Consider the following 18,825-nt stretch of genomic DNA (forward strand, 5'->3'; position numbering starts at 1 on the left):
TGTCCGGCATGCTGCCGCTCAGGCCACCGGCGCCATCTCGTCCCGCCGGGCATCCACCTGATGTGCGCTGCCGCTTCGCCAGCCGGCAATCGGGTTCTCCAGCGGATCTGCGAACGTCAGGCCCGACGCAGGGTCTGCCAGGTTCAGCATGTGGGTGTTGTTGCGCAGTTGCAGCCTGTTCAGGCATGAATGCGCGAACGTCGGCTGGAACAGGTCGAAGCGCTCGAACTTGGCCGCGAACTCCGGATGTTCGCGCTGATAGGACTTCGCGCATTCGGCCACCAGCGACCAGAACTCGTGATGGCCCATGCACTCGGCGTCGACCAGCACTTGCTGCAGGTGACGGAAGTAGCCGTCGAACACATCGATGAACAGGAACAGCAGCTTGAACTCGTCCGGCATCTCGATCGCGATGCGCGCGGTGCGTTCGGTCAGGTGCTCGCCTGCGTTGAACACCGCGCACTCCTCGGCGATGTCCTTCATCAGAGCGCGCACCGGCACATGGCCCTCCATCACGAGGATCAGATTCTCGCCGTGCGGCATGAAGACCAGGTCATGCGCGTAGAAACAATGCAGCATCGGCGACAAGAAGGTGCGCAGGTAACGTCGCACCCAGGTGGTGGCGTCCAACCCCGAGCGCTGGATCAAGTGCGCCAGCATCGATTCGCCCTGCGCGTCGACGTGCAGCAGCGCCGTCATCGACATCAGCTTCTGCCCCGGCTTCAGCAGCGGCAGCGGGCTTTCGCGCCAAAGCGCCGAGAACATCTTGCGGTACGCGCTGTCCTTGTCGACCGCCGCTTCGATGTAGCGGTTGCGGTAGCCGAGCGATGCCACTTCGCGCAGCACCATGAAGCCGTAGGCCTGCAGCGTCCCGTCGCCTTGCACCACCGAGTGCACCCATTCGTTGATCGCCGGCGTGCCCGACATGTAGTACGGCGACAGCCCGCGCATGAAGCCCATGTTGAGGATGGACAACGAGGTCTTCACATAGCGCTTGGTCGGCTGGCTGATGTTGAAGAAAGTGCGGATGGACTGTTGCGCCTGGTACTCGTCCTCGCTGGCGCCCAGGAACACGATGTTCCGGTTGGCCACGTCGGCCGCGAAACCCATTGCCAGCTTGTTGGCCCATTGCCAGGGGTGTGCCGGCATCAGCCAATAGTCTTCGGCGTTCAAGTCCATGGCCCGCAGCCTGGCGTGGAACTGCGCCAGCAACTCCGGCCCCAGCTCCTCAATCAGCAACTGCTCGTGGCTCAGGCCTGAAATTGAATTGAACTCGGCATGCGTGCGGCGCACGGCCAGCCACACCACGGCAAACCGCGCCCCGGCTTCGGGCGTGTAGGCCACGTAGTCTCGCGCGTCGAAGCCGATGCGGCCGTTGTTGGCCACGAAGCCGGGGTGGCCTTCACTCATCGCTGCCTCCACCGCCTGGAAATCGGCATCGACCAGCATCGCGCTCGACCGCTCGCCCGTTCCGAGCTTGTAGGCCGCGCCATACAGCGTGCTGCTGATCTCCTCCAGGTAGATCGGCAGCAGCTCCGGCTTCAGGCCCAGCGTCTGCTTGAACTCGATGATGAAGGCGAGCGCGTCCAACGCCGCAGCTTGCCCGTCCAGCGTCTTCGCAACGGACATCGGGTCGACATGCCAGTGCCGCAGCGGCATGTGCTGAGCATCGAATTCATAGACGGCAAGCCCGTCGGGCGACACCAGGCGGTGGCGCTGCCAGCCTTGGCGCGAGGCTGGGCCCAAGGTCTCGGGAACCAGCACTTGCTCATGCGAAAACTCGGCGATCGCCTTGCGGACGAGGTGGCGGTTGGCTTGGTGCCAGACCTCCGGGGCCAGGTGCGCGGCGGTAGGGGTCGTGTCGGTTTGGCGGGTCATGTCGCGGAGTCCTCGGTCAATGGTTGTTCGAGCGGTTGTTCAAGAAGCAGGGAATCGAATCGGGAGTCCAGCGCCATCGCGCGCCGGAACTGTTCGCGGGTGCAGCTCGACAGCAGCGCCGTCTTGTGCGGCAGGGTCAGCGGGGCATGCACCTCGAAGCCCATCGCGGCATTCAGCGCATGCACCTTGTGGTTGCGGATGTCGGGCTCCACCACCACCCGGCAGGCACCCAGGTGCTCGAAGATGAAGCACATCAGCGTACGGAACACGTGCCGGGTGTAGCCGGGGATGGGCCCGGCACCGGCATGCGCGGGCCCGACGAAGAAGTGCATGCCGACATCACCCGGCCGCACCTCGAAGTGCGCGCCGAGCACGTCGTGCGCCGGGTCATAGCACTCCAGCACGAAGGCGCTGCGATCCTCGATCTCGCCAACGCCCGCCAATGCATGGCCGGAGCCGACAAGCTCGGCATACGTCGCCTCGACCTGGGCCAACGTGTGTTGCTGCATGCCCCAGAAGGTGGCCCGCGGTTGGGTGAACCAATCGTGAAGCCAAGGAGCGTCGGACGCCGGCCGCAGCGCGCGCAGCCGTGTGATCCCGGCCTCACGCGGCCGCCAGCCGCCCGGCGGGATGGTGTAGTCAATTTTTACGTTAGGCATGCTGGGCCCGTTGCTCCGGCAACGGTGATGTGGTGGTCTCGACGGCGACGGCGACGGCGACGGGGTCGCGGGGCGTCAGCGCCCATGGGCAAAGCAAGGCCGTGACCAACCACCCCAGCGCCGCCACGGCGAAGGTCAGCGGCACGCCCATCACCTCGACCAGCCAGCCGGCGGCCAAGGATGCGAGCAACACACCCAGGTTCTGGAAGAAGTTCGCCAGCGCGTAGTCGGTGGCATAAGCGTCCGGCGTGCTGAGCTTGAACACGCTGGTCTCCAGCTTCACGATGCCCTGGAACAAGGCCCAGCCGAAAAGGCAGCGCCCCAGCAACAGTAGCGGCACCGACGGTGCGGCCTGCAGCAGCAAGCCCGCACCACCGATCAACAGGTTGGACAGCAGCGCATCGCGCGGCTGGCGGCCGTTGCGCCGCGCCCGGTGGTTCATGCCCAGCCCCAGCAGCGCCATCGCCGCCGGCACTGCATAAGCCAAGCCCGCCCCCACCTGGTTTGCCGAGCCGGTCAGGTCTTGCCAATGGCCGGTGAAGAAGGGGCCGACCAGGTAGGCGCTGAAGTCGAACACCAGCATCAACACGGCCAGACGCCAGATGGCCGGGCTGGCCTTGCGGTGAGGCGGCCGATTCGAGTTGTCGACCACCCGGACGGCACGGCGGCTGACCAATAGCCACGCGCACACCGCCATCTGCAGGAAGTCGCCCGCCGCCATGAACACCAGGCAGCCGGTAGCCCCCCAGCCCTGCAGCAACCCACCGCCGACCGCCGCACCGGTAATGCCCACCAGGTGGACTACCACCGACAACACGCCCACCGTACCCGCGTGCTGCTCTGTCGATTGCAGGCGCAGCAGATACGGGTACATCAGCAGGTAGCTGCTCTTGCAGACGAACATCGCCATCGACAGCGCCCAGTACTGCCACAGCTGCGCGGCCTGGGTCGACATCAGGCACAACACGCCGGCAGCGGCCTGCGTCCACACCAGCAGGTGCAGCGTTTCCACTCGGCGCGCCACGCGCGCCCACAGCGGAAAGGCCACCATCACCGCCAGCGAAATACAGGCGACATAGGCACCGGTGTGGAATTCGCTGAGCACGCCGTAACGCTGGGCAAAGAACTGCGGGTAGAAAGCGATCAGCACCGCGTCGCTGAAGCAGGCCAGCGCCGACATCGCGACGACGCTGTTGCGCAGGATCGGCGTCACACCAGCACCTCGCCGATGGCGGTGGGCTCTTCGCGCACGTGCTGCAACGGCCCGCCGAGCGGCGGCTCGAAGTGCTGCAGCGCAATTCGCTCTTCGACCGGGTAGTGGTCGACACCCGTCAGCTCTTTCACCAGCGCGGCGTTGCGCAGGCAACTCATGCCCAGGTCGGGGCTGGTCAAGCCCAGCGCGTGAAAGCCGGCGTTCTGCACGAACACCTCGCGGCCGGTGACGTCCACGCTGTGATTCGGTGCCTGGTCGTAGCGGTCTCGCTCGTCCAGCCGAAGCCGATGGCGCAGGCCGTCGATGAAGACCGGCACACGATGGGCATAGCCCGTCGCGAAGATCAGCCCGTCGGTGTGGTGCAGGTAGTGGCGTTGCAGCTCGGTGTGCCTGAAACGCAGCTCGTACTCCGCACTCTCGGGCTCGAACTGACAAGCCAGCAACTCGCACCCTGGCAGCAGGAAAGTGCGCAGGTTCGCGCCCTGGGCCCGCTCGTCCAGCAGGTCATAGATGGCGTTGATCAGCTGCGCATTGATGCCATGGGTGATCGGCCGCTGGTCCTGCAGCAGCCGCTGCCGCGTCGCCGCCGGCAGACGCTGGAAGTGCTGCGCATAGTCCGGCGAGCTCAGCTCGAGCGTCAGCTTCGCATACTCCATCGGAAAGAAGCGCGGCGACCGGGTGATCCACTGCAGCGTGTAGCCATGCTGCGTTTGTTCGCGCAGCAGGTCGTGCACGATCTCCGCCCCACTCTGCCCGCTGCCCACCACCGTGATCGAACGCTTGGCCTGTAGGCGGCGCTTGTGCTGCAGGTAGGTGCCACCGTGGATCAGTGCCTGATGCGGTTCGCAGCAGGCCGGAAAGCTCGGCGCAGTCCCGATGCCCAACACCAGCTTGCGCGCACGGTGGACGAACGCCCCCTCGCGCCCGACACCGCTGACTTTGTAGAGCCCACTGGTCGCGTCGTGCTCGATCTGCCGTACCTCGCTGCCGAAGCGGGCCGACTTCAGCTGTGCGCAAGCCCACTGGCAATAGCGGTTGTACTCGCGCCTCGTGAGCGTGTACTGCTCGCGGATGAAGCGCCGGTACAGCCGCCCGTCTTGCTTGCAGTGATTGAGGTAGCTGAAGCGACTCGTCGGGTCGGCCAGCGTCACCAGGTCGGCGAGAAACGGGTTCTGCAGCGTGGCATCGGGCAGCATCAGGCCCGGGTGCCAGTTGAACTCAGGCTGGCGCTCTAGAAAGAGACAGCGGTACTGGGCCAGCGGCTCCAGCAGGCAGGCGAGCCCCAGGTTGAAGGGCCCGAGGCCGACGGCAATGACATCGTGGACAGGTTCGCTCTGCATGACGCTCCGGTGAAGGCTGTTTCACCAGAGATGACGAGTCAGCAGCGGATTTGTTCGGCAGCGCGGGCCAATCGCTGGGCCTGTTGCCTGCAGTTACGGCTCGGACGACACGCGGACACGGTGCCCGCCGCCGAGGCGGGCTCGGCGCTCAGGCTTGCCCGTCGCGCAAGGTGCGTTCGAGCTGCTCGGTCGAGCGCAGTTGGGCACCCGCGCGGCTCAGGTCGGCGTTGGCCTTCCCGGCAATTGCGCTGGCGGTCTGGCCGTCCGAAGGCCAGGTGCCGTGGGCGTCGTGTGCCACGACCACGTCGAACCCGCGTGCCAGGGCCGACCGGGCGGTGTTGCTGACGCAGAACTCACTCTGCAATCCGCACAAGACCAATTGCCTGGCCTGCAGCTCTTCGAGCATCTCCGACAGCTTGGTGTCGCCATCGAAGGCGCTCGACTCGCGCTTGGCCACGAACCGGTCGTCGTGTCGAGGTGCCAGCGCCTCGTGCAGCTCCCAGTGCGGCGTGCCCATCTCGAACACTTGTCCATCTTCGCAGTGCTGGATGAACACGATCGGCGTGCCGCCCGCACGGGCCGCGCGCACCAACCGTGCGGCGTTGTCGATCAGGCCTTCGGCCGAGTCGACAGGTGGGCAGCGCACGCCGTCGAAGGCGCCGCGCTGAAGGTCGATCACGAGAAGAGCGGTTTGGGTCATGAAAGCCTCGTGTAAAAGCCAGTGGACGAATCGTCACGCACCCGCGGACGACCGGGCGACCGACGCCTCGATCGACGGCCAGATGATCGCCTGCGCGACGATGACACTCGTGCCGTCGAAGGTGGCCGCCGGCGAGCCATACAGCTTGTAGCCCATCGCGATGGCCTCGCTGACGCGGCGGCAAAACGTCGCATCGTCGGGGCCGGTGAGCAGGCGGTAGGCAGGCAGGCCTTCAGGCGGCAACGTCGGTTCCATCGTGGTCATGTGCGGTGGTGAGCGAGGGCGCTAGGTGTTAGCAGGCCCTAGTGTGCATCGGTGCGCACCGGATCGGTCGCCTAACGCCTGGTTACCGAGTTGTCGCTCTGATTCGATCTTGGGGGTGCAGGGCGCATGCCCGCCGCCCTACGATCCCCGCGCCGGACACCCCGGCGTTGCATGTCCCTTCATCCCCCAAGGAGACTTCATGAACCTGAGCCGCCAATTCCTTGCTGCCATGCTGGTCGCAACCGCCTTCGCCGGCCCTGCCGCTGCAGGTACCTCTGCGCTGACCAAGGTGGGCGACCTGAGCGAGTCGACGCGTCCGCACGGCGTGCCGCTGGACTACGTCGTCACGCCCAACGGGCTGTTCCACCCCTCGTGTGTCGTGAAGGTCAACGACGATGAGCGCCTGGCCGCCAGCGGCGACGTCGTTCGCCGCGACGGCAGTGTGGCCAGCAAGGCTTCCGCCTGCACGCATCCTCGTTATGTGGCGCGTGACGGCGCGGTCGAGCGCATCGACCCCGACGCCCCGGCGCCCACGTTCGATGGCTGGATCGCCAGCAGCAACTCGAACGCCAACGTCACGCCGCCGGCCAAGAAGATGGTCGCCACCTTCGGCGTTCCCAGTGGCCCGACCACGAAGAGCGGGCAAGTGCTGTACTACTTCCCCGGGCTGGAAGACGGCACCGCCGTGCAGACGATCCTGCAGCCGGTGCTGGCGTGGAACGGCTTCGGCGATTCGCGGTGGACGATGACGAACTGGAACTGCTGCAAGAGCGGCAAGACCTGGCATGGTTCGACCATCGTGGTGAACACTGGCGACAAGATCAAGGGTTCGATGATCGGCAGCAACTGCGCCAACGGTGTCTGCAGCAAGTGGACGCTCAAGAGCGTGGACAGGACCACCGGCCAATCGACGACCTTCCTGACCGAGTCCTACGGCCAGGCCTTCGACTGGTACTTCGGCGGCGCGAAAGAAGCCTACGGCGTCGACCGCTGCAGCCACTACCCCGCCAACGGCAGCATCACCTTCTCGAACATCCACGTCTATGACCTGAATGGCGTCGAGACCACGCCGACGACCTGGAACACATTCAAGTCCACCAGCGCACCGGCCTGCAACTACGGCGTGAGCGTGACCAAGAACGTCACCAAGATCACGTTCAACACCAGCCCCTGATCGACACCACCCGAGGGTGTGAAGCGCCGGCAGGCCAGCCATGGCCGCCGGCGCTTTCTTCTTTGCGCCGGTGGAAGACGGGGCGTCAGGCCCAAGCCCTGGTTCGACATGTCCGGATTCGACCCTGCCAGTGCGTCGTTATAGATGCCGAGGCTGCGGTCGTCGCCCGGCGCAATACGTCACCTCAAGGAGATCGATCATGAGAAGCCGATTCCGCTTCCTGATGCTGGGCACGCTGTCGCTGGCGGCGACGCTGGCAGCAGGCACCGCCCGCGCCCAGTTCGCCGACGATTGGCAGCATGTGGCCACGGCGTGCACGCCGTCGAACCTGGCCGCGCTCAATCTCGTGCAGTTCGTCGTCCCCAACGGCTACATCCGGGCCAACAACCCGAACGCCGGCATCGTGCGCTACACCTGCAATGTGCTGGACTCGTTCGTCAGCGTGGTGCCCACCTGGAACGCCCTGACGCTGCAGTACCTGGACGCTGCCGGCGGCCGTGTGACCGCCACGCTGTACGCGAAGAGCAAGGCGACGGGCATCGCTGGAATGGTCGCGACCGTGACCGGCCCGGCGTCGGCCGTCGTCGCCAACGCGTCGGTGGCGGTGCCGGGATTGAACTTTGCCGCCAACGCCTACTACGTGGTCATCAGCATTTCGACGGCGGGGCCCAACCCGCCGCAGGCCCACATGGTGTCACTCCACCAGTGATCCGCGCATGGTGATTCAGGCCGACGCAGCACGTCCAAGCCGTCCATCGCGATGGTAGGAGACAAAGGATGCGGCTTCGGCCTCGTTCATGAGGCCCACCGACTGCGCCACGGCGGCGGCAAACTTGGCGTAGGCCCATGGCATCGCAGTGATGAACCGTCCGTCGACCACGACGTCGCTGCGCTCATGAACCACGCCGTCCCAGTGCGGCGCGATGAAGGCCACGACCTCGGCGGAGGTGAACTCCGCCGTGTAGTTGTGCGTCGCCCTCACGCCCTTGAGCAAGCCGGCGCTGGCCATCACCAGGCCGCCCGCGCAGATGCCTGCCATGACCGCGCCACGGTCGCATGCGGCACGCAAGGCGGCGGTCGCCCTGCCCGGCGGAATGATCGATCCAGGGTCGCCGCCGGGGATCAACACCGCGGCGACGTCAAGGCCCGATAGATCGTCATACGAGCCTGACGCCCGGATCACGCCGCCCATCGAGCTTGGATGGTCTTCACCGTCGGGCGTCAAGAACCACGGCTCCAGCGATTTCGCCAGCGTCTCGGCGGCCAGGGCCACTTCGAAAAAGATGCACCCCGGATAGAGAAGGACGGCGAATTTCCGGCGCATGGAAGGCTTCAGCAGGTCGAGCGCCAGCAAAGTCTACGGCGCACGCTGACCCTGCGCCAGGTAGCGCGCCAGCGCGAACTCGGTCCACCGGTCGGTGTTCGTTGCCTGAAAGCCCACGGCGACGATCTTGCCGTCGGGTTGCAGCGTGGCGCCAAAGGCCCCGCCGTTCAAGTCGCCGAACGAGGTGCGCACCTTGCCGCCAGCGCCGAAGGTCGAGTCGAGCGAGCCTTTCGGGTTCAACCGCGCGAGCAGGAAGTCGGAATCCGACGATTCGGTGTCGGCGATGCCGACCACGACGATCTTGCCGTCACCTTGCACGAGCACGCTGTTGGCGTACTGGCAGCAACTGCCGAAATCGACCTGCGCCCTGCCATCGCCACTGAACGATGGATCGAGCACGCCATTCGAGCCGTAGCGCGCGATGGCGAACTTCTGCGCGCCGAACGGCGAGCTGCCGAACCCGGCGGCGACGATCTTGCCGTCGGGCTGCAACGCGGCGGCGCGCGCCCGGTCGAAGTTGTGGCCGCCGGCATCGGTGCGCACTTTGCCAGCCGTGCCGAAGGTGGTGTCGATCGCGCCGTTGGGCAGGTAGCGCGCCAGGGCGAAGTCGTAGAAGTTGACCGGGTTCTTGGCCGAACCGACGGCGACGATCCTGCCGTCCGGCTGGACAAGGACAGCGAACGCATCGTCGTTGAAACCGTCGAAGTCGGTCGTGACCCGGCCCCCGGTGCCAAACGTTTCGTCCAGCATTCCGTCCGGGTGGTAGCGCGCCAGCGCAAAGTCGGTGTCGGAAGAATCGTCGCTGGAGAAATCGACGAACGAGGTGCCCGCCGCAACGATCTTGCCGTCGGGCTGCAAGGCCAGTGAAAAGGCGTAGCTGCCGTGGCCGAAATTCGTCGTCACGATGCCACCATTGCCAAAGCCGGCATCGAGCGACCCATCGGGGTTGTAGCGCGCCAACTCGAAGTTGCCGGCAAACACGAACAGCGAGAATGCGCCACCGGCGACCAGGATCTTGCCGTCCGGCTGCACGACGACCGCCGAAGGCACCGCCGCCAGGCCCGGGAAGTCCGTCGTCACCCGGCCCTTCACGCCGAACGTGGCGTCGAGTTTGCCGTTGGCGGTGTAGCGCGCCACGGCGAAGTCCTCGCTCGAATAGTCGTTGTTCACGTAGGTCTGGCCGACCGCCACGATCTTGCCGTCGGTTTGCAGCGCCACCGCCCGGGCGAGATCGGTGCTCTTGGCGATGTCGGTCAGTTTCTTGCCGTCGCGGCTGAATGTCAGGTCGAGGTCGCCGTCTGCCGACTGGGCGATTGGCACCCCCACCCCACACACCAGGGCGGCTGCGGCTGCGAAGCGCTTGTTCATGGCCTCACTCCGGTCCACTCCACTCCAATCCAGGCAGACCGACAGTCGATCGCCGGCCTCTTGCAGTGAGTGCCGCGCCGGGCACCAAATGTTGAATGCCCCGGGGCGGCACGCCGGCTCATGTCACCCGGTCGCACCGCGCGGCCCGGTCTCGGGCGAGACGAGGCCGCCGCCCTTCGCCTCTTCCGCTTTCTTGCTCACTTGCCCGACAGGAAATCGATCGCCAGCGTCCGCGCAATGCACACCGCGTTGGGCTGGTAGGCGTTCTCGGGCGGCGTGAACATCGGGAAGAAGTAGGCGGCGACGCCGTCCACGCACGGTTGGCCGTTCGGGTAGGTTCCCACGGCGCAGGTCGCATACGGGTTGCCGCAATTGCTGGGGTACATGGCCGAGCCGTACTTCGTCGTCTTCGGCCCGCGGCAGGTGTAGGTCGGCATCGGCGGGCTCCCCTCGCAAGACAGTGACACCGGCAGGTTGTAAGACGCCCCGCCCTGCCCTTGGCACTGGTTCGTGCGCCACGCCTCATCGGTGCAGGTCGAGGGGATCACGCTGACGTCGTACCAGACGCAGGAGCCGCCGCCAAAGCAGCCCGGGGCGCTGGCCGGCTCGAAATTCGTCTCGACCATCGTTTGATGATGGGCCTGCGCCTCCCAGCAGTTGGCGGGTGGGCTCGCGGCGGCCGCACAGAATCGCGACGAACCGTTCGTGCTCGCCACGGTGGCCACACAGGTCGCGCCGGGCTTGACCCGTGCATACGAAGCCTTGGCGGTGGCCCCCGTCTTCAGGCAGCCCGGCCCCCAGCTGATCGTGCCGGCCCCCTGAGCGGCATTGCTGAAGCTGACATAGATCGCCGCCGCGCGATGGTTGGTGATCTTGACCTGCGTCGAGTCGGCCCATGCCGACGCGCAAAGACCACCCAATGCGACGGCCGCCAAGGCCCTGGCGACAGCTGGAAACTTGAAGCCCATGTCGACGTCTCCCGAGAGTCAACGTGCTTTGTCCGGGCGAAGCCTCGCAGCGGGATGACTGGGTGCCGCCGTGACTGCACGAGCCGCGAAAGGTACATGCTCCGCGCCCCGAGGGCAAACATGCGGGCCAACCCGCAGGGCGATCGACGCCGCGGTCCCCATGGAGGGATGGTCCGTCGGCATCGCCTCTGCCGCGGGCCGATCGAGCGCACGGCAGGTCGCTTCATTGGCGAAGGCGTACCTGCGCTGAAGATCCTTCGCGAGGATCACGGCATTCCCCCACGACGCATTGCCCTGTGGGTTCCGGCGGCAAGCCCGGCCATGCGGCGCCGATGGCACCCAGCAACTCCTGGATGCGCCCTGCGAGGCTCGCGGAAGCGGTGGTCATCGGCGCACGCAGCTCGTCGCGCAGGTCCAAGAGCCGCGCCGCAGCTGACTTGACGGGGCCCGGGTTGGGCTCCTCGAACAGCGCGCGCGTCAGTGGCCAGAGTGCTTTCCACAAACGGCGCGCCGCGTGCAGCTCGCCTTCGTGCACCAGGCGATGCAAGCCGGTGAGGAGATCGGGCCGCAGGTGGGCCGAGGCCGCGATGGCGCCCACCGCGCCCTGGCACAGGTTCACGAAGATGCGCGAATCGTCGCCGCACAGCACCTGCAGACGACCATCGTCGATCACCGCCTGGGTGTGCTCCAGGTCGCCGCCGCAGTCCTTGACGGCGCGGATTCGCGGGTGGGCCGCGAGACGAAGCATGGTGTCCGTCTCGATGCGAACCCCCGTGCGGCCGGGGATGTCGTAGAGCACCACGGGGTGCGGTGACACGTCGGCCACCGCCTGGTAGAAATCGATGATGCCTTGTTGCGACGGCTTGACGCATTAGGCGGCGGCACCAGAAAGCCGGCCAGCGGCAGGCCCGCCAGCGCTTGCAAGCGCCTCGCCACACGAGCCGGCGTGACGCCCGATATGCCCATCATCACCCGCAGCCCGCCCCGGGCTTCGATGACGGTGTGCAGCACGGCCAGTTGTTCGGCCTCATCGAGCGATGCCGCTTCGCCGGTGCTGCCGCACACGACGACGCCGGCGATGCCCTGGTTGCCCAGGTGCGCCATCAGGCGCTTCAGCCCGTCGTGGTCGACGGCGCCGTTGATGAAAGGGGTGATGAGCGGCACCCAAATGCCGGCGAAATCCTGCATCGGAATCTCCATGGTTCGACCGATGGAAAACCGTCGACAGATTCAGCGGGGGATGCACGGGCCACAGACAAGCAGCCCTTGGGGTGTCCCGTCGCTCATCCGACGACGGAACGAAAGCTCCGGTCAGACGAGCTCTTGTTTTTTCGATTTGAGCGTGGCCACGCCAAACCCGACGATGTCGTCGGGGTGGGCGCTGAATGTGGGGCCGAAACGCATCGTGCAAGTGTAGGGGGAAAACCGACGCCCCCGGCCTGAGACCTCGGCCGCGGCCATTGCCCGATCAAACAGCCAGCAACATCTGCATCAGGTTCGGCATCCCGTGGCCCTGGTGGTAGCGATCACGGTGCAGGTCGGTGCAGGCGTCGAGCAACACGCGCTTGACCTCATCCGGGCGCCCGCGGAACTCTCGCCGCACCGAAAGGAAGGCCGCCAGAAGACCAGAAACATGCGGAGCCGCCATGCTGGTGCCGCTCTCTTCGCGGTACAGGGAATCCGGGTCGCCGGCCCGGAACGCGGCATTGCAGGAGCTGATGCGCTCGCCCGGCGCCACCACGTCCGGCTTGGTCCGGCCGTCGGCCGTCGGCCCGCGCGACGAGAACGACGAGATCCCGAACAAATGCGGCTTGTCCGCATGGACGGACCCGACGGCGATGCACTCCTCCAGGTTGGCCGGGTCACCGATCGACATCACCGAGTTGATTTCGCATTCGCCGTCCGGCGTGCTCACCTGCATCGTCCCTTCATTGCCGGAGGAGACGACCACCAGCACCCCCGCCCGCCACAGGCGCCGCAGCTCGGCACACAGCGGCGAAAAGCCGCAGCCGTACACGGTGTTGTCGAAGGGGCCGCCGAGGCTGAGGTTCACGCCGTGGATGGCGAGCCCGTCGGTGATCTGCTCGTTCTGCGCGGCGATGTGATCGAGCGCCTTGATGATCCACGCGTCCTCGCCTTCGCCGTTGTCCTGCAGCACCTTGTAGACCACCAGTCTGGCCGCCGGTGCCACGCCACGTTCGTCGCCCGCCTGGTCGTTGCGCCGCCCGGCGATGATGCCCGCCACATGCGTGCCGTGCCCATCCCTGTCGCGCGCCTGAGCCGGCGGGATGGGCACCGGCGCCCCTGTCTTCGTGCAGTCCCACACCTCCTTGATCACGCCCTTGAAGTGCGGGTGATTGGCCTGGATCCCGGTGTCCAGAACGGCCCAGGTGATGTCTTGCCCCGTCGCACCGAAGCTGGTCAACGCGGCATCCGCCTTGATCGGCCGCATCGACCGCCACGTGTGCTTGCTCTTGCGCGAACTGCGCCACACCGCATAGACACGCAAGTCACGGTGCAGAAGACCGATCTTGCGCACCTCGCTCGCGGTCAGCTTGGCGGCCACGAAGCGGCGCAACGGGTCGATCTGGGCTGCCTCGACGTCACTGACGACCGTCTCGCGCAGCCGCTCGGCCAGCCGTTCGATCCGGTGCTCCAGCCGCAAAGGCGGCGCAGCGCCATGGGCGGCCACGCGCAACGCCGCGCGCTCGTCCGTCTCGATCTTCTCCATCTGGGCGTCACTCTCGTCGACCGCCCTGTACCCCGGCTCGAGCGCCTCGATCAGCACCGGTTGCCGGACTTCGTCTTCCAGGGCCAACAGCTCGGCGACATCGCGGGCCACCACGAAGCGACCGACGACATCCATGCGCATCGATTCAGCCACCAAGCGGCGGACCTTCGGATGGGCCAGATAGCCCACGGCAGAGTGGGGGTTGAAGCCCACCAGGCGGCGTGTGGCCGAGTTGACGATCAGTTCGTCCTGGATCGGGGCCTGCTCCGGCGACACCAGCGCGAAATCGCCGGCCAGTCCTTTGTCGAGCGCGACAGGGTCCAGCAAGTCGGCGAAGTTGGCCCAGCGCGTGACGACCGCCGGGACGGTCATCGAACCGGGTTCCAGAAAGTCCTGCACCTCGCGAATGCCCAGCGGCGAGCCGATCGTGACCAAGGCATCGAGCGTCAGCTGCTTCGGCGTCATGGCCGAAAGCACCTCGTAGGCCACGACCGAGCCCTGGCTGTGAGCGACGACCGTGACATGCTGGCCCGGCGGCAGCTTCAGTTGCTCAACCAGCCGGTCGCGAATGCGCTCGCGCATGCCCTTGCGGAAGAAGTACGCCGCCGTGTCGGCGATGAAGGTTTCGAGAAATGCGCGGCTGACCGGCCGGCGCAAGAAGCCAGGCAGCGGCAGCACCTTCTTGCGCGCACCGGGGGAGCTGGGGTCGACGTCCACCCCGTACACCCGCAACATCGAGAGCGCGTAGTCCTGGGCTTCCTGGTTGCCCTCCGGCAGGCCGGCATCGTCCAGCAGCGCCCCCAGGTCGATTTCGTTGGGCGAACCGGCCTTTCGCCGCTTGGCGGCCCTTGCCTTCGACGCCGGGTGCAACAGATCGGACCAATAGGCCATGCGGCTTCTGGGCCCCAAGTCCTTGCCGAACAGCGCCAGATCCCATTCGATCTTGAGCTGGTCAGGCGGCGCGTGACGACCTATGCCGTGGACATAGACGACCAGCGACTCAAGCCCATCGGCAGCCGGCGTCGAAGACTCGTCGGAACGAGCGCGGATGCGCCTGGTGCCTTGAGCACGCCCGGTCTTGGCCGGCAGCGAACGCTTTGCCATCGCCTCACCTCAAGTTGTTGGTCTGCGGCGACCAGTCTAGGTGACCGAACGCGGTGTCCACAATCTCCGGCAGCAGCGCCCGTCCTCAAGCCTGCTGATGCCGTGCACCGCAGCGAAACGACAATGCCCAGGGCTTCGTGGTCCTGCGACCTTCTTCGCCTGGAGGAAGCTGTGAAGACTGTGTTCGTGCTTGGTGCCGGCGCCTCCCGGGCGGCGGGCGGGCCCCTGATGTTCGACTTCGTGGAACTGGCGGCCAAGGTGCTGCGACGGGGCGAAGCGGCCTGGGCTCAAAACTAGGGCCTGTTAACACTACGCAGCCCCGTGCGAACGGGCCTTCCAGGGATGCAGGGCAAGGCGCCCGCCGCCGCCCAGGCTGGTGCCTGGGCAAGGTGGGCAACGCCGCCATGCGCCCTGGAAGACCCGTTCCCTAAGGGTTGCCACCAGAACAGCCGACCGCGGCGTTGCAAAGCCTCGCCGGGGCCGCACCCCGGCTTCGTTTTGCGCCTTGCGCTCGGCTGTTCTGGTGGCAACGCATCGGGGCTCCGTAGTGTTAGCAGGCCCTACTTCGAGTTGAGCCTTGAGGCACGGCGAAAGCTGCAGCACGCCTACGTCAAATCGACGATCGATCTCGACAACATCGAGAACCTGTTCGCCACCTACGAGATGGCGAGCCTGATCGGCAGGCTGTCGAACATGGAGCCGGGCCTGGTCCAGCAACTGCCCAAGAGCCTGCGCTACCTCATCATGAGGACACTGGAGCAGTGCCTGCTCTACCCGATCACCGGTGCGGACGACCAGGTCCTGGCGCCATATCCGTACACCGCCTTCGCCGAACTCCTGGCCGAGATGCAGCGAATCAAGGAGTACGCCCCGGTTGCGGTCATCAACTTCAACTACGACCTCTGCCTGGACTACGCACTGGCGCTTCAATCCATGCCAGTGGACTACGGCCTGCGCGTCACCCGGACCGCTCCAGGCGCCATTCCCCACTACAAGGTCCATGGCTCATTGAATTGGTTCCGCGACTCGGCCACCTCGTCCATCCACGCGGCCCCGGTGAAACCACTGCCCGCCAAGACCTATTGGGACAGGCTGGGGCTGGACCGGGCCGCCGAGCGCCCGATCGACACGATGGAACTGCTCTTCGGATCCGAAAAGTGGGGCGAATCGCTGCACCCGGAGCCGATCATCGTCCCGCCCACCTGGAACAAGGGCTGGTACCAGGAGCAGCTTCAATCCGTCTGGCGTAACGCCAGCGGCGCGCTGGCCACGGCCGAGAACGTCTTCGTCATCGGCTATTCGCTGCCACCGTCGGACCAGTTCTTCAAGGCGTTCTGGTCGATCAGCACCATATCGGACAGCGTGATCGACCGGTTCTGGCTGTTCGATCCCTCGGCAGCACCCGGCATCGTCGAACGCTTCTCTTCGATGCTGGGCCCGGCCATCATGGACCGCGGCAAGTTCCGTTTCGAGCAACTCAAGTTCACCGGCGCGATTCGCTTCATCGCGGACTACCTGGGGCTGAAGGCCGAAGCGTCATTGCCCGATCGGTAGCTGGCCACCTTCTTCGCAGGTCGGGATCTGGCCGCCCCAGGTGCGCCGGCTCCTCCATCGCACGGAACGACCCGAGGCGAACCTCGTAAGGAGGCCCGCCTCGTCAGTTGCCCAGCGAGCGCGCGTATCACGCGCCAGCCCTTTGCCACCATTGGGCGATCGCTCGAAGGCTGTGATGACGATGGTCATCGGCAGGCTCCTCTTGGCAGGATCACCGCCTGCGGGGCTGATTCGACGGGCCACAAGGTCAGCGCACGGGTGTCAGCAAGACGCTGCCGGAGCCGGCCGGCCCTATCCCATGACCGAGGATCTGGCCGCGCTGGTTGATGGCGGTCGGAAAGAAGCTGGTGAAGCCGTTGCGCAGCGGGTCGTCGGCCGCCACGAGGCTCCACAGTTCGTGCGTGCCATGGGCCGCATCCCAGTACAGGGCCTGCTCGGACTGCCCGTCTTGCCACTGGCGGCCGACCACCTGGCCTGCGTTGTTGATGTCGATGACGAACGCCCGCCCGCCATGGGTGGCCTTGATCTCGCGCATGCCCTGGTCGCTCGACCAGACGAAGGCGCGGCTCGTTTCGAACGAATTCATGTTGCCGATCACCTGCCCGCCATCGTTGAGCGCGATGGCTTCGCTGCGGCACTTCGAGGCGACCTTGGCCTGTTGCCGTTGGCCTGACACGGGCAGGCAGCCCAGATACTGCGGCGCCGCGTCGCGCGCCAGCACGACCGCGTGCCGCTTGCCGTCGGCGCCGGCCACGTAGCCAGCCACCCGGCCATGGCGATTGACATCCAATCCGCCGCTCCGCAAAGCCTCGGCAGGGTGCAGATCGGTCATGCCGTCGTCAGCGTTCCAGATGAACGCGTGCCACTCGTCGTCGGCCACGCCACCGGCCCCCGTGGCCACGCCCTGGTTGTTCAAGCGGTTGACATCGCTGGGCCGCCCTGGGCTCAAGGCATCGAGCCGCTGGACGCCGCCGTTCCGGTCGCCGACGAAAGCTGCCCCGTCCGAGAGCTGGCCACCGACCTGCCCCGCCGCGTTGAACGCGTGGACAGACGTGCCTTCCAGCCGGGAATGCCACTCGTGCAAGGCGCCCGTCTCGGGCACCCACACCACATACGTCGAGCGCTGCCAGTAAGGCCGCAGGATCAGCACCTCGCCGCGGTCGTTCAGCGACAACGGCAAGTCGTACTTGAGCCATTGATCTGCGGTGGGCAGATCCACGAAATCGACGCGGTAGGTCGGCAGCGCAGCTTGGGCGGCCAAAGCCAGTGACAGGCCCAGCGCGGCGAGCCCGCGAGACAAGAGTGATGACATGGCGGTTTCCGTGTGTAGACCCCGCCGAGTCTAACTTCGCCGCAGCGTTGAACTTCAACGACCCAGGCTCGGGCACGAAGCGGTTCACCTCGAAGTGCATCGGGTCGTTGAACGCCTTGCCCCAGGTGAAGCCGTGGGCCTGGAACACCGGCGCGACGGGCGCGACCGATTCGCCCAGGCTGCCGTCGTCCGAATTCAAGTCGATCGCGTGCGGTCGGTCTTGCAGCATCGATTAATATCGAGCCGCGTTGCAAGGCGCACCCGGTCCCGCGGGAAGGGTTGAACCCACTTGCCTTCATGTGCTCTGTCCACAGCCTTTTGTGCAGCCGAATTTGCGGGACATCGGCGTCTGATGCACGGAGGTTTTCATGAAGCGCTTGCCCGCCCGAGCCGACATCGGCCACCTGAAGAAACAGGCCAAGGAGCTGCTGGCTCTTTGCCGCAACGACAACCCCACGGCCCTGCGCCGGTTCCGCGAATCCTTGCCGGCGGCCGCGAGCCTTCGCGACGCCGCCATTGCGGGCCTGGGCCTGCGGCTGCACGATGCCCAATCGTGCATTGCGCGCGAGTATGGTTTCGCGTCGTGGGCCGACCTGCAAGGCGTTGTGCTCGCTCGCCGCGCTCAGGCCGATGACCCGGCCCGGGCGGTCCTCCATTGGCTGTGCCATGTGTACGCGGGGGACATCACCGGCGGCATGAACGGCGCCAGGCCGGCGGTGGCCTTGCACCTGCTCGATGACAACCCCGCCCTGCCGGGCGACGACCCCTACCTGGCCTGCGCGACCGGCGGCGAAGCAGTGCTGCACCAGGCCACGGCGCGGGACCCGGCGTGGGTTCATCGCGCGGGCGGCCCGCTGCGCCTGCCGCCACTCGTGGCTGTCACGCATTCCGGTCTCATGAAGCTGCCGGCTTTTCGTGAGCGGCTGCACGCCTGCGCGAAGTTGCTGATCGAGGCGGGCGCCTCGCCCGATCAGTCTGTCGGCAGCCGCTGGCCGCCAGCGTCGGTGGCCGCGCCTTCAGAGGAGCACCGGCTCTCGGCGCTGTACGGCGCTGCCGGGCAGAACCTCGACCCCGAACTGACGAAGTTGCTGCTCGACGCCGGAGCCGACCCCAACGATGGCGAGTCGCTCTACCACTCGCTGGACCGCCCGGCCTGCACCCGGCTGCTGCTGGAGGCCGGTGCGCGCGTGGCTGGTACGAACGCGATGTACCGCGTGCTGGATCTCGACGACGTCG

The 18,825-nt window shown here is 66.4% G+C and carries 16 protein-coding genes and 3 pseudogenes; 5 read left to right on the plus strand and 14 right to left on the minus strand.

The genetic code is table 11. The features are described 5' to 3' along the window. Nucleotides 1-18: 18 nt before the first annotated feature. From VFY73_RS25870 to VFY73_RS25895, 6 genes are all read right to left on the minus strand, one after another. Nucleotides 19-1,878, minus strand: coding sequence for an IucA/IucC family siderophore biosynthesis protein (locus tag VFY73_RS25870; RefSeq protein WP_329724312.1), 1,860 nt, complete (start codon nt 1,876-1,878; stop codon nt 19-21). Next, nucleotides 1,875-2,537 (minus strand): GNAT family N-acetyltransferase, encoded by a 663-nt coding sequence (locus tag VFY73_RS25875; protein ID WP_329724314.1) that lies wholly within the window; start codon nt 2,535-2,537, stop codon nt 1,875-1,877. The genes VFY73_RS25870 and VFY73_RS25875 overlap by 4 nt, the downstream gene beginning before the upstream one ends. Beyond that, nucleotides 2,530-3,750: an MFS transporter gene (locus VFY73_RS25880; RefSeq protein WP_329724316.1), complete on the minus strand. Its 1,221-nt coding sequence runs from the start codon at nt 3,748-3,750 to the stop codon at nt 2,530-2,532. The genes VFY73_RS25875 and VFY73_RS25880 overlap by 8 nt, the downstream gene beginning before the upstream one ends. Continuing rightward, nucleotides 3,747-5,090: a lysine N(6)-hydroxylase/L-ornithine N(5)-oxygenase family protein gene (locus tag VFY73_RS25885; protein WP_329724318.1), complete on the minus strand. Its 1,344-nt coding sequence runs from the start codon at nt 5,088-5,090 to the stop codon at nt 3,747-3,749. Before VFY73_RS25885 ends, VFY73_RS25880 begins: the two co-directional genes overlap by 4 nt. Before the next feature lie 148 nt (nt 5,091-5,238). After that, nucleotides 5,239-5,790 carry an isochorismatase family protein gene (locus VFY73_RS25890; protein ID WP_329724320.1) on the minus strand — a complete coding sequence of 184 codons (552 nt, stop codon included), beginning with the start codon at nt 5,788-5,790 and terminating at the stop codon, nt 5,239-5,241. A 33-nt stretch (nt 5,791-5,823) separates the two neighbouring features. Next, on the minus strand, nt 5,824-6,045 hold the full coding sequence (locus VFY73_RS25895; protein WP_414654533.1) for a DUF1737 domain-containing protein: 222 nt from the start codon (nt 6,043-6,045) through the stop codon (nt 5,824-5,826). Nucleotides 6,046-6,253: 208 nt separating this feature from the next. Between VFY73_RS25895 and VFY73_RS25900 the strand changes: the two genes are divergently transcribed. Together VFY73_RS25900 and VFY73_RS25905 are read left to right on the plus strand one after the other, a co-directional pair. After that, nucleotides 6,254-7,228 (plus strand): hypothetical protein, encoded by a 975-nt coding sequence (locus VFY73_RS25900; protein WP_329724324.1) that lies wholly within the window; start codon nt 6,254-6,256, stop codon nt 7,226-7,228. Between the two features lie 199 nt (nt 7,229-7,427). Then, nucleotides 7,428-7,937 (plus strand): hypothetical protein, encoded by a 510-nt coding sequence (locus tag VFY73_RS25905; RefSeq protein ID WP_329724326.1) that lies wholly within the window; start codon nt 7,428-7,430, stop codon nt 7,935-7,937. Between the two features lie 15 nt (nt 7,938-7,952). On the opposite strand, the gene VFY73_RS25910 is transcribed toward VFY73_RS25905, so the two are convergent. The 6 genes and pseudogenes from VFY73_RS25910 to VFY73_RS25935 form a co-directional block, all read right to left on the minus strand. Next, complete coding sequence (locus tag VFY73_RS25910; RefSeq protein ID WP_329724328.1) at nt 7,953-8,582, minus strand: DJ-1/PfpI family protein; 630 nt, start codon at nt 8,580-8,582, stop codon at nt 7,953-7,955. A gap of 3 nt (nt 8,583-8,585) precedes the next feature. Next, on the minus strand, nt 8,586-9,920 hold the full coding sequence (locus VFY73_RS25915; protein ID WP_329724330.1) for a delta-60 repeat domain-containing protein: 1,335 nt from the start codon (nt 9,918-9,920) through the stop codon (nt 8,586-8,588). A gap of 197 nt (nt 9,921-10,117) precedes the next feature. Next, the gene (locus VFY73_RS25920; RefSeq protein WP_329724332.1) at nt 10,118-10,888 is read right to left on the minus strand and encodes a hypothetical protein; all 771 of its coding nucleotides are present in this window, start codon (nt 10,886-10,888) and stop codon (nt 10,118-10,120) included. A 223-nt stretch (nt 10,889-11,111) separates the two neighbouring features. Then, nucleotides 11,112-11,714 carry a dihydrodipicolinate synthase family protein gene (locus VFY73_RS25925; protein WP_329724334.1) on the minus strand — a complete coding sequence of 201 codons (603 nt, stop codon included), beginning with the start codon at nt 11,712-11,714 and terminating at the stop codon, nt 11,112-11,114. 194 nt (nt 11,715-11,908) lie between these two features. Next, nucleotides 11,909-12,088: pseudogene (locus tag VFY73_RS25930) on the minus strand (dihydrodipicolinate synthase family protein); the annotation flags it as partial. Nucleotides 12,089-12,356: 268 nt separating this feature from the next. Further along, nucleotides 12,357-14,723: a S8 family peptidase gene (locus VFY73_RS25935; protein WP_329724336.1), complete on the minus strand. Its 2,367-nt coding sequence runs from the start codon at nt 14,721-14,723 to the stop codon at nt 12,357-12,359. A gap of 171 nt (nt 14,724-14,894) precedes the next feature. Here VFY73_RS25935 and VFY73_RS25940 point away from each other — a divergent pair, with 171 nt between their 5' ends. Further along, nucleotides 14,895-15,020: a hypothetical protein gene (locus VFY73_RS25940; protein ID WP_329724338.1), complete on the plus strand. Its 126-nt coding sequence runs from the start codon at nt 14,895-14,897 to the stop codon at nt 15,018-15,020. Nucleotides 15,021-15,293: 273 nt separating this feature from the next. Further along, nucleotides 15,294-16,277, plus strand: a complete 984-nt coding sequence (locus VFY73_RS25945; protein ID WP_329724340.1) for a hypothetical protein — start codon at nt 15,294-15,296, stop codon at nt 16,275-16,277. 6 nt (nt 16,278-16,283) lie between these two features. On the opposite strand, the pseudogene VFY73_RS25950 reads toward VFY73_RS25945, so the two are convergent. Both VFY73_RS25950 and VFY73_RS25955 read right to left on the minus strand, forming a co-directional pair. Continuing rightward, nucleotides 16,284-16,466 (minus strand): annotated as a pseudogene (locus tag VFY73_RS25950) (glutathione S-transferase family protein); the annotation flags it as partial. A 58-nt stretch (nt 16,467-16,524) separates the two neighbouring features. Beyond that, nucleotides 16,525-17,589 (minus strand): hypothetical protein, encoded by a 1,065-nt coding sequence (locus tag VFY73_RS25955; protein WP_329724342.1) that lies wholly within the window; start codon nt 17,587-17,589, stop codon nt 16,525-16,527. 368 nt (nt 17,590-17,957) lie between these two features. Here VFY73_RS25955 and VFY73_RS25960 point away from each other — a divergent pair. Beyond that, a pseudogene (locus VFY73_RS25960) lies at nt 17,958-18,825 on the plus strand (hypothetical protein); the annotation flags it as partial.

The organism is Ideonella sp. (genome assembly GCF_036277275.1).
In the GTDB taxonomy this organism is placed as follows: Bacteria; Pseudomonadota; Gammaproteobacteria; order Burkholderiales; family Burkholderiaceae_C; genus Ideonella.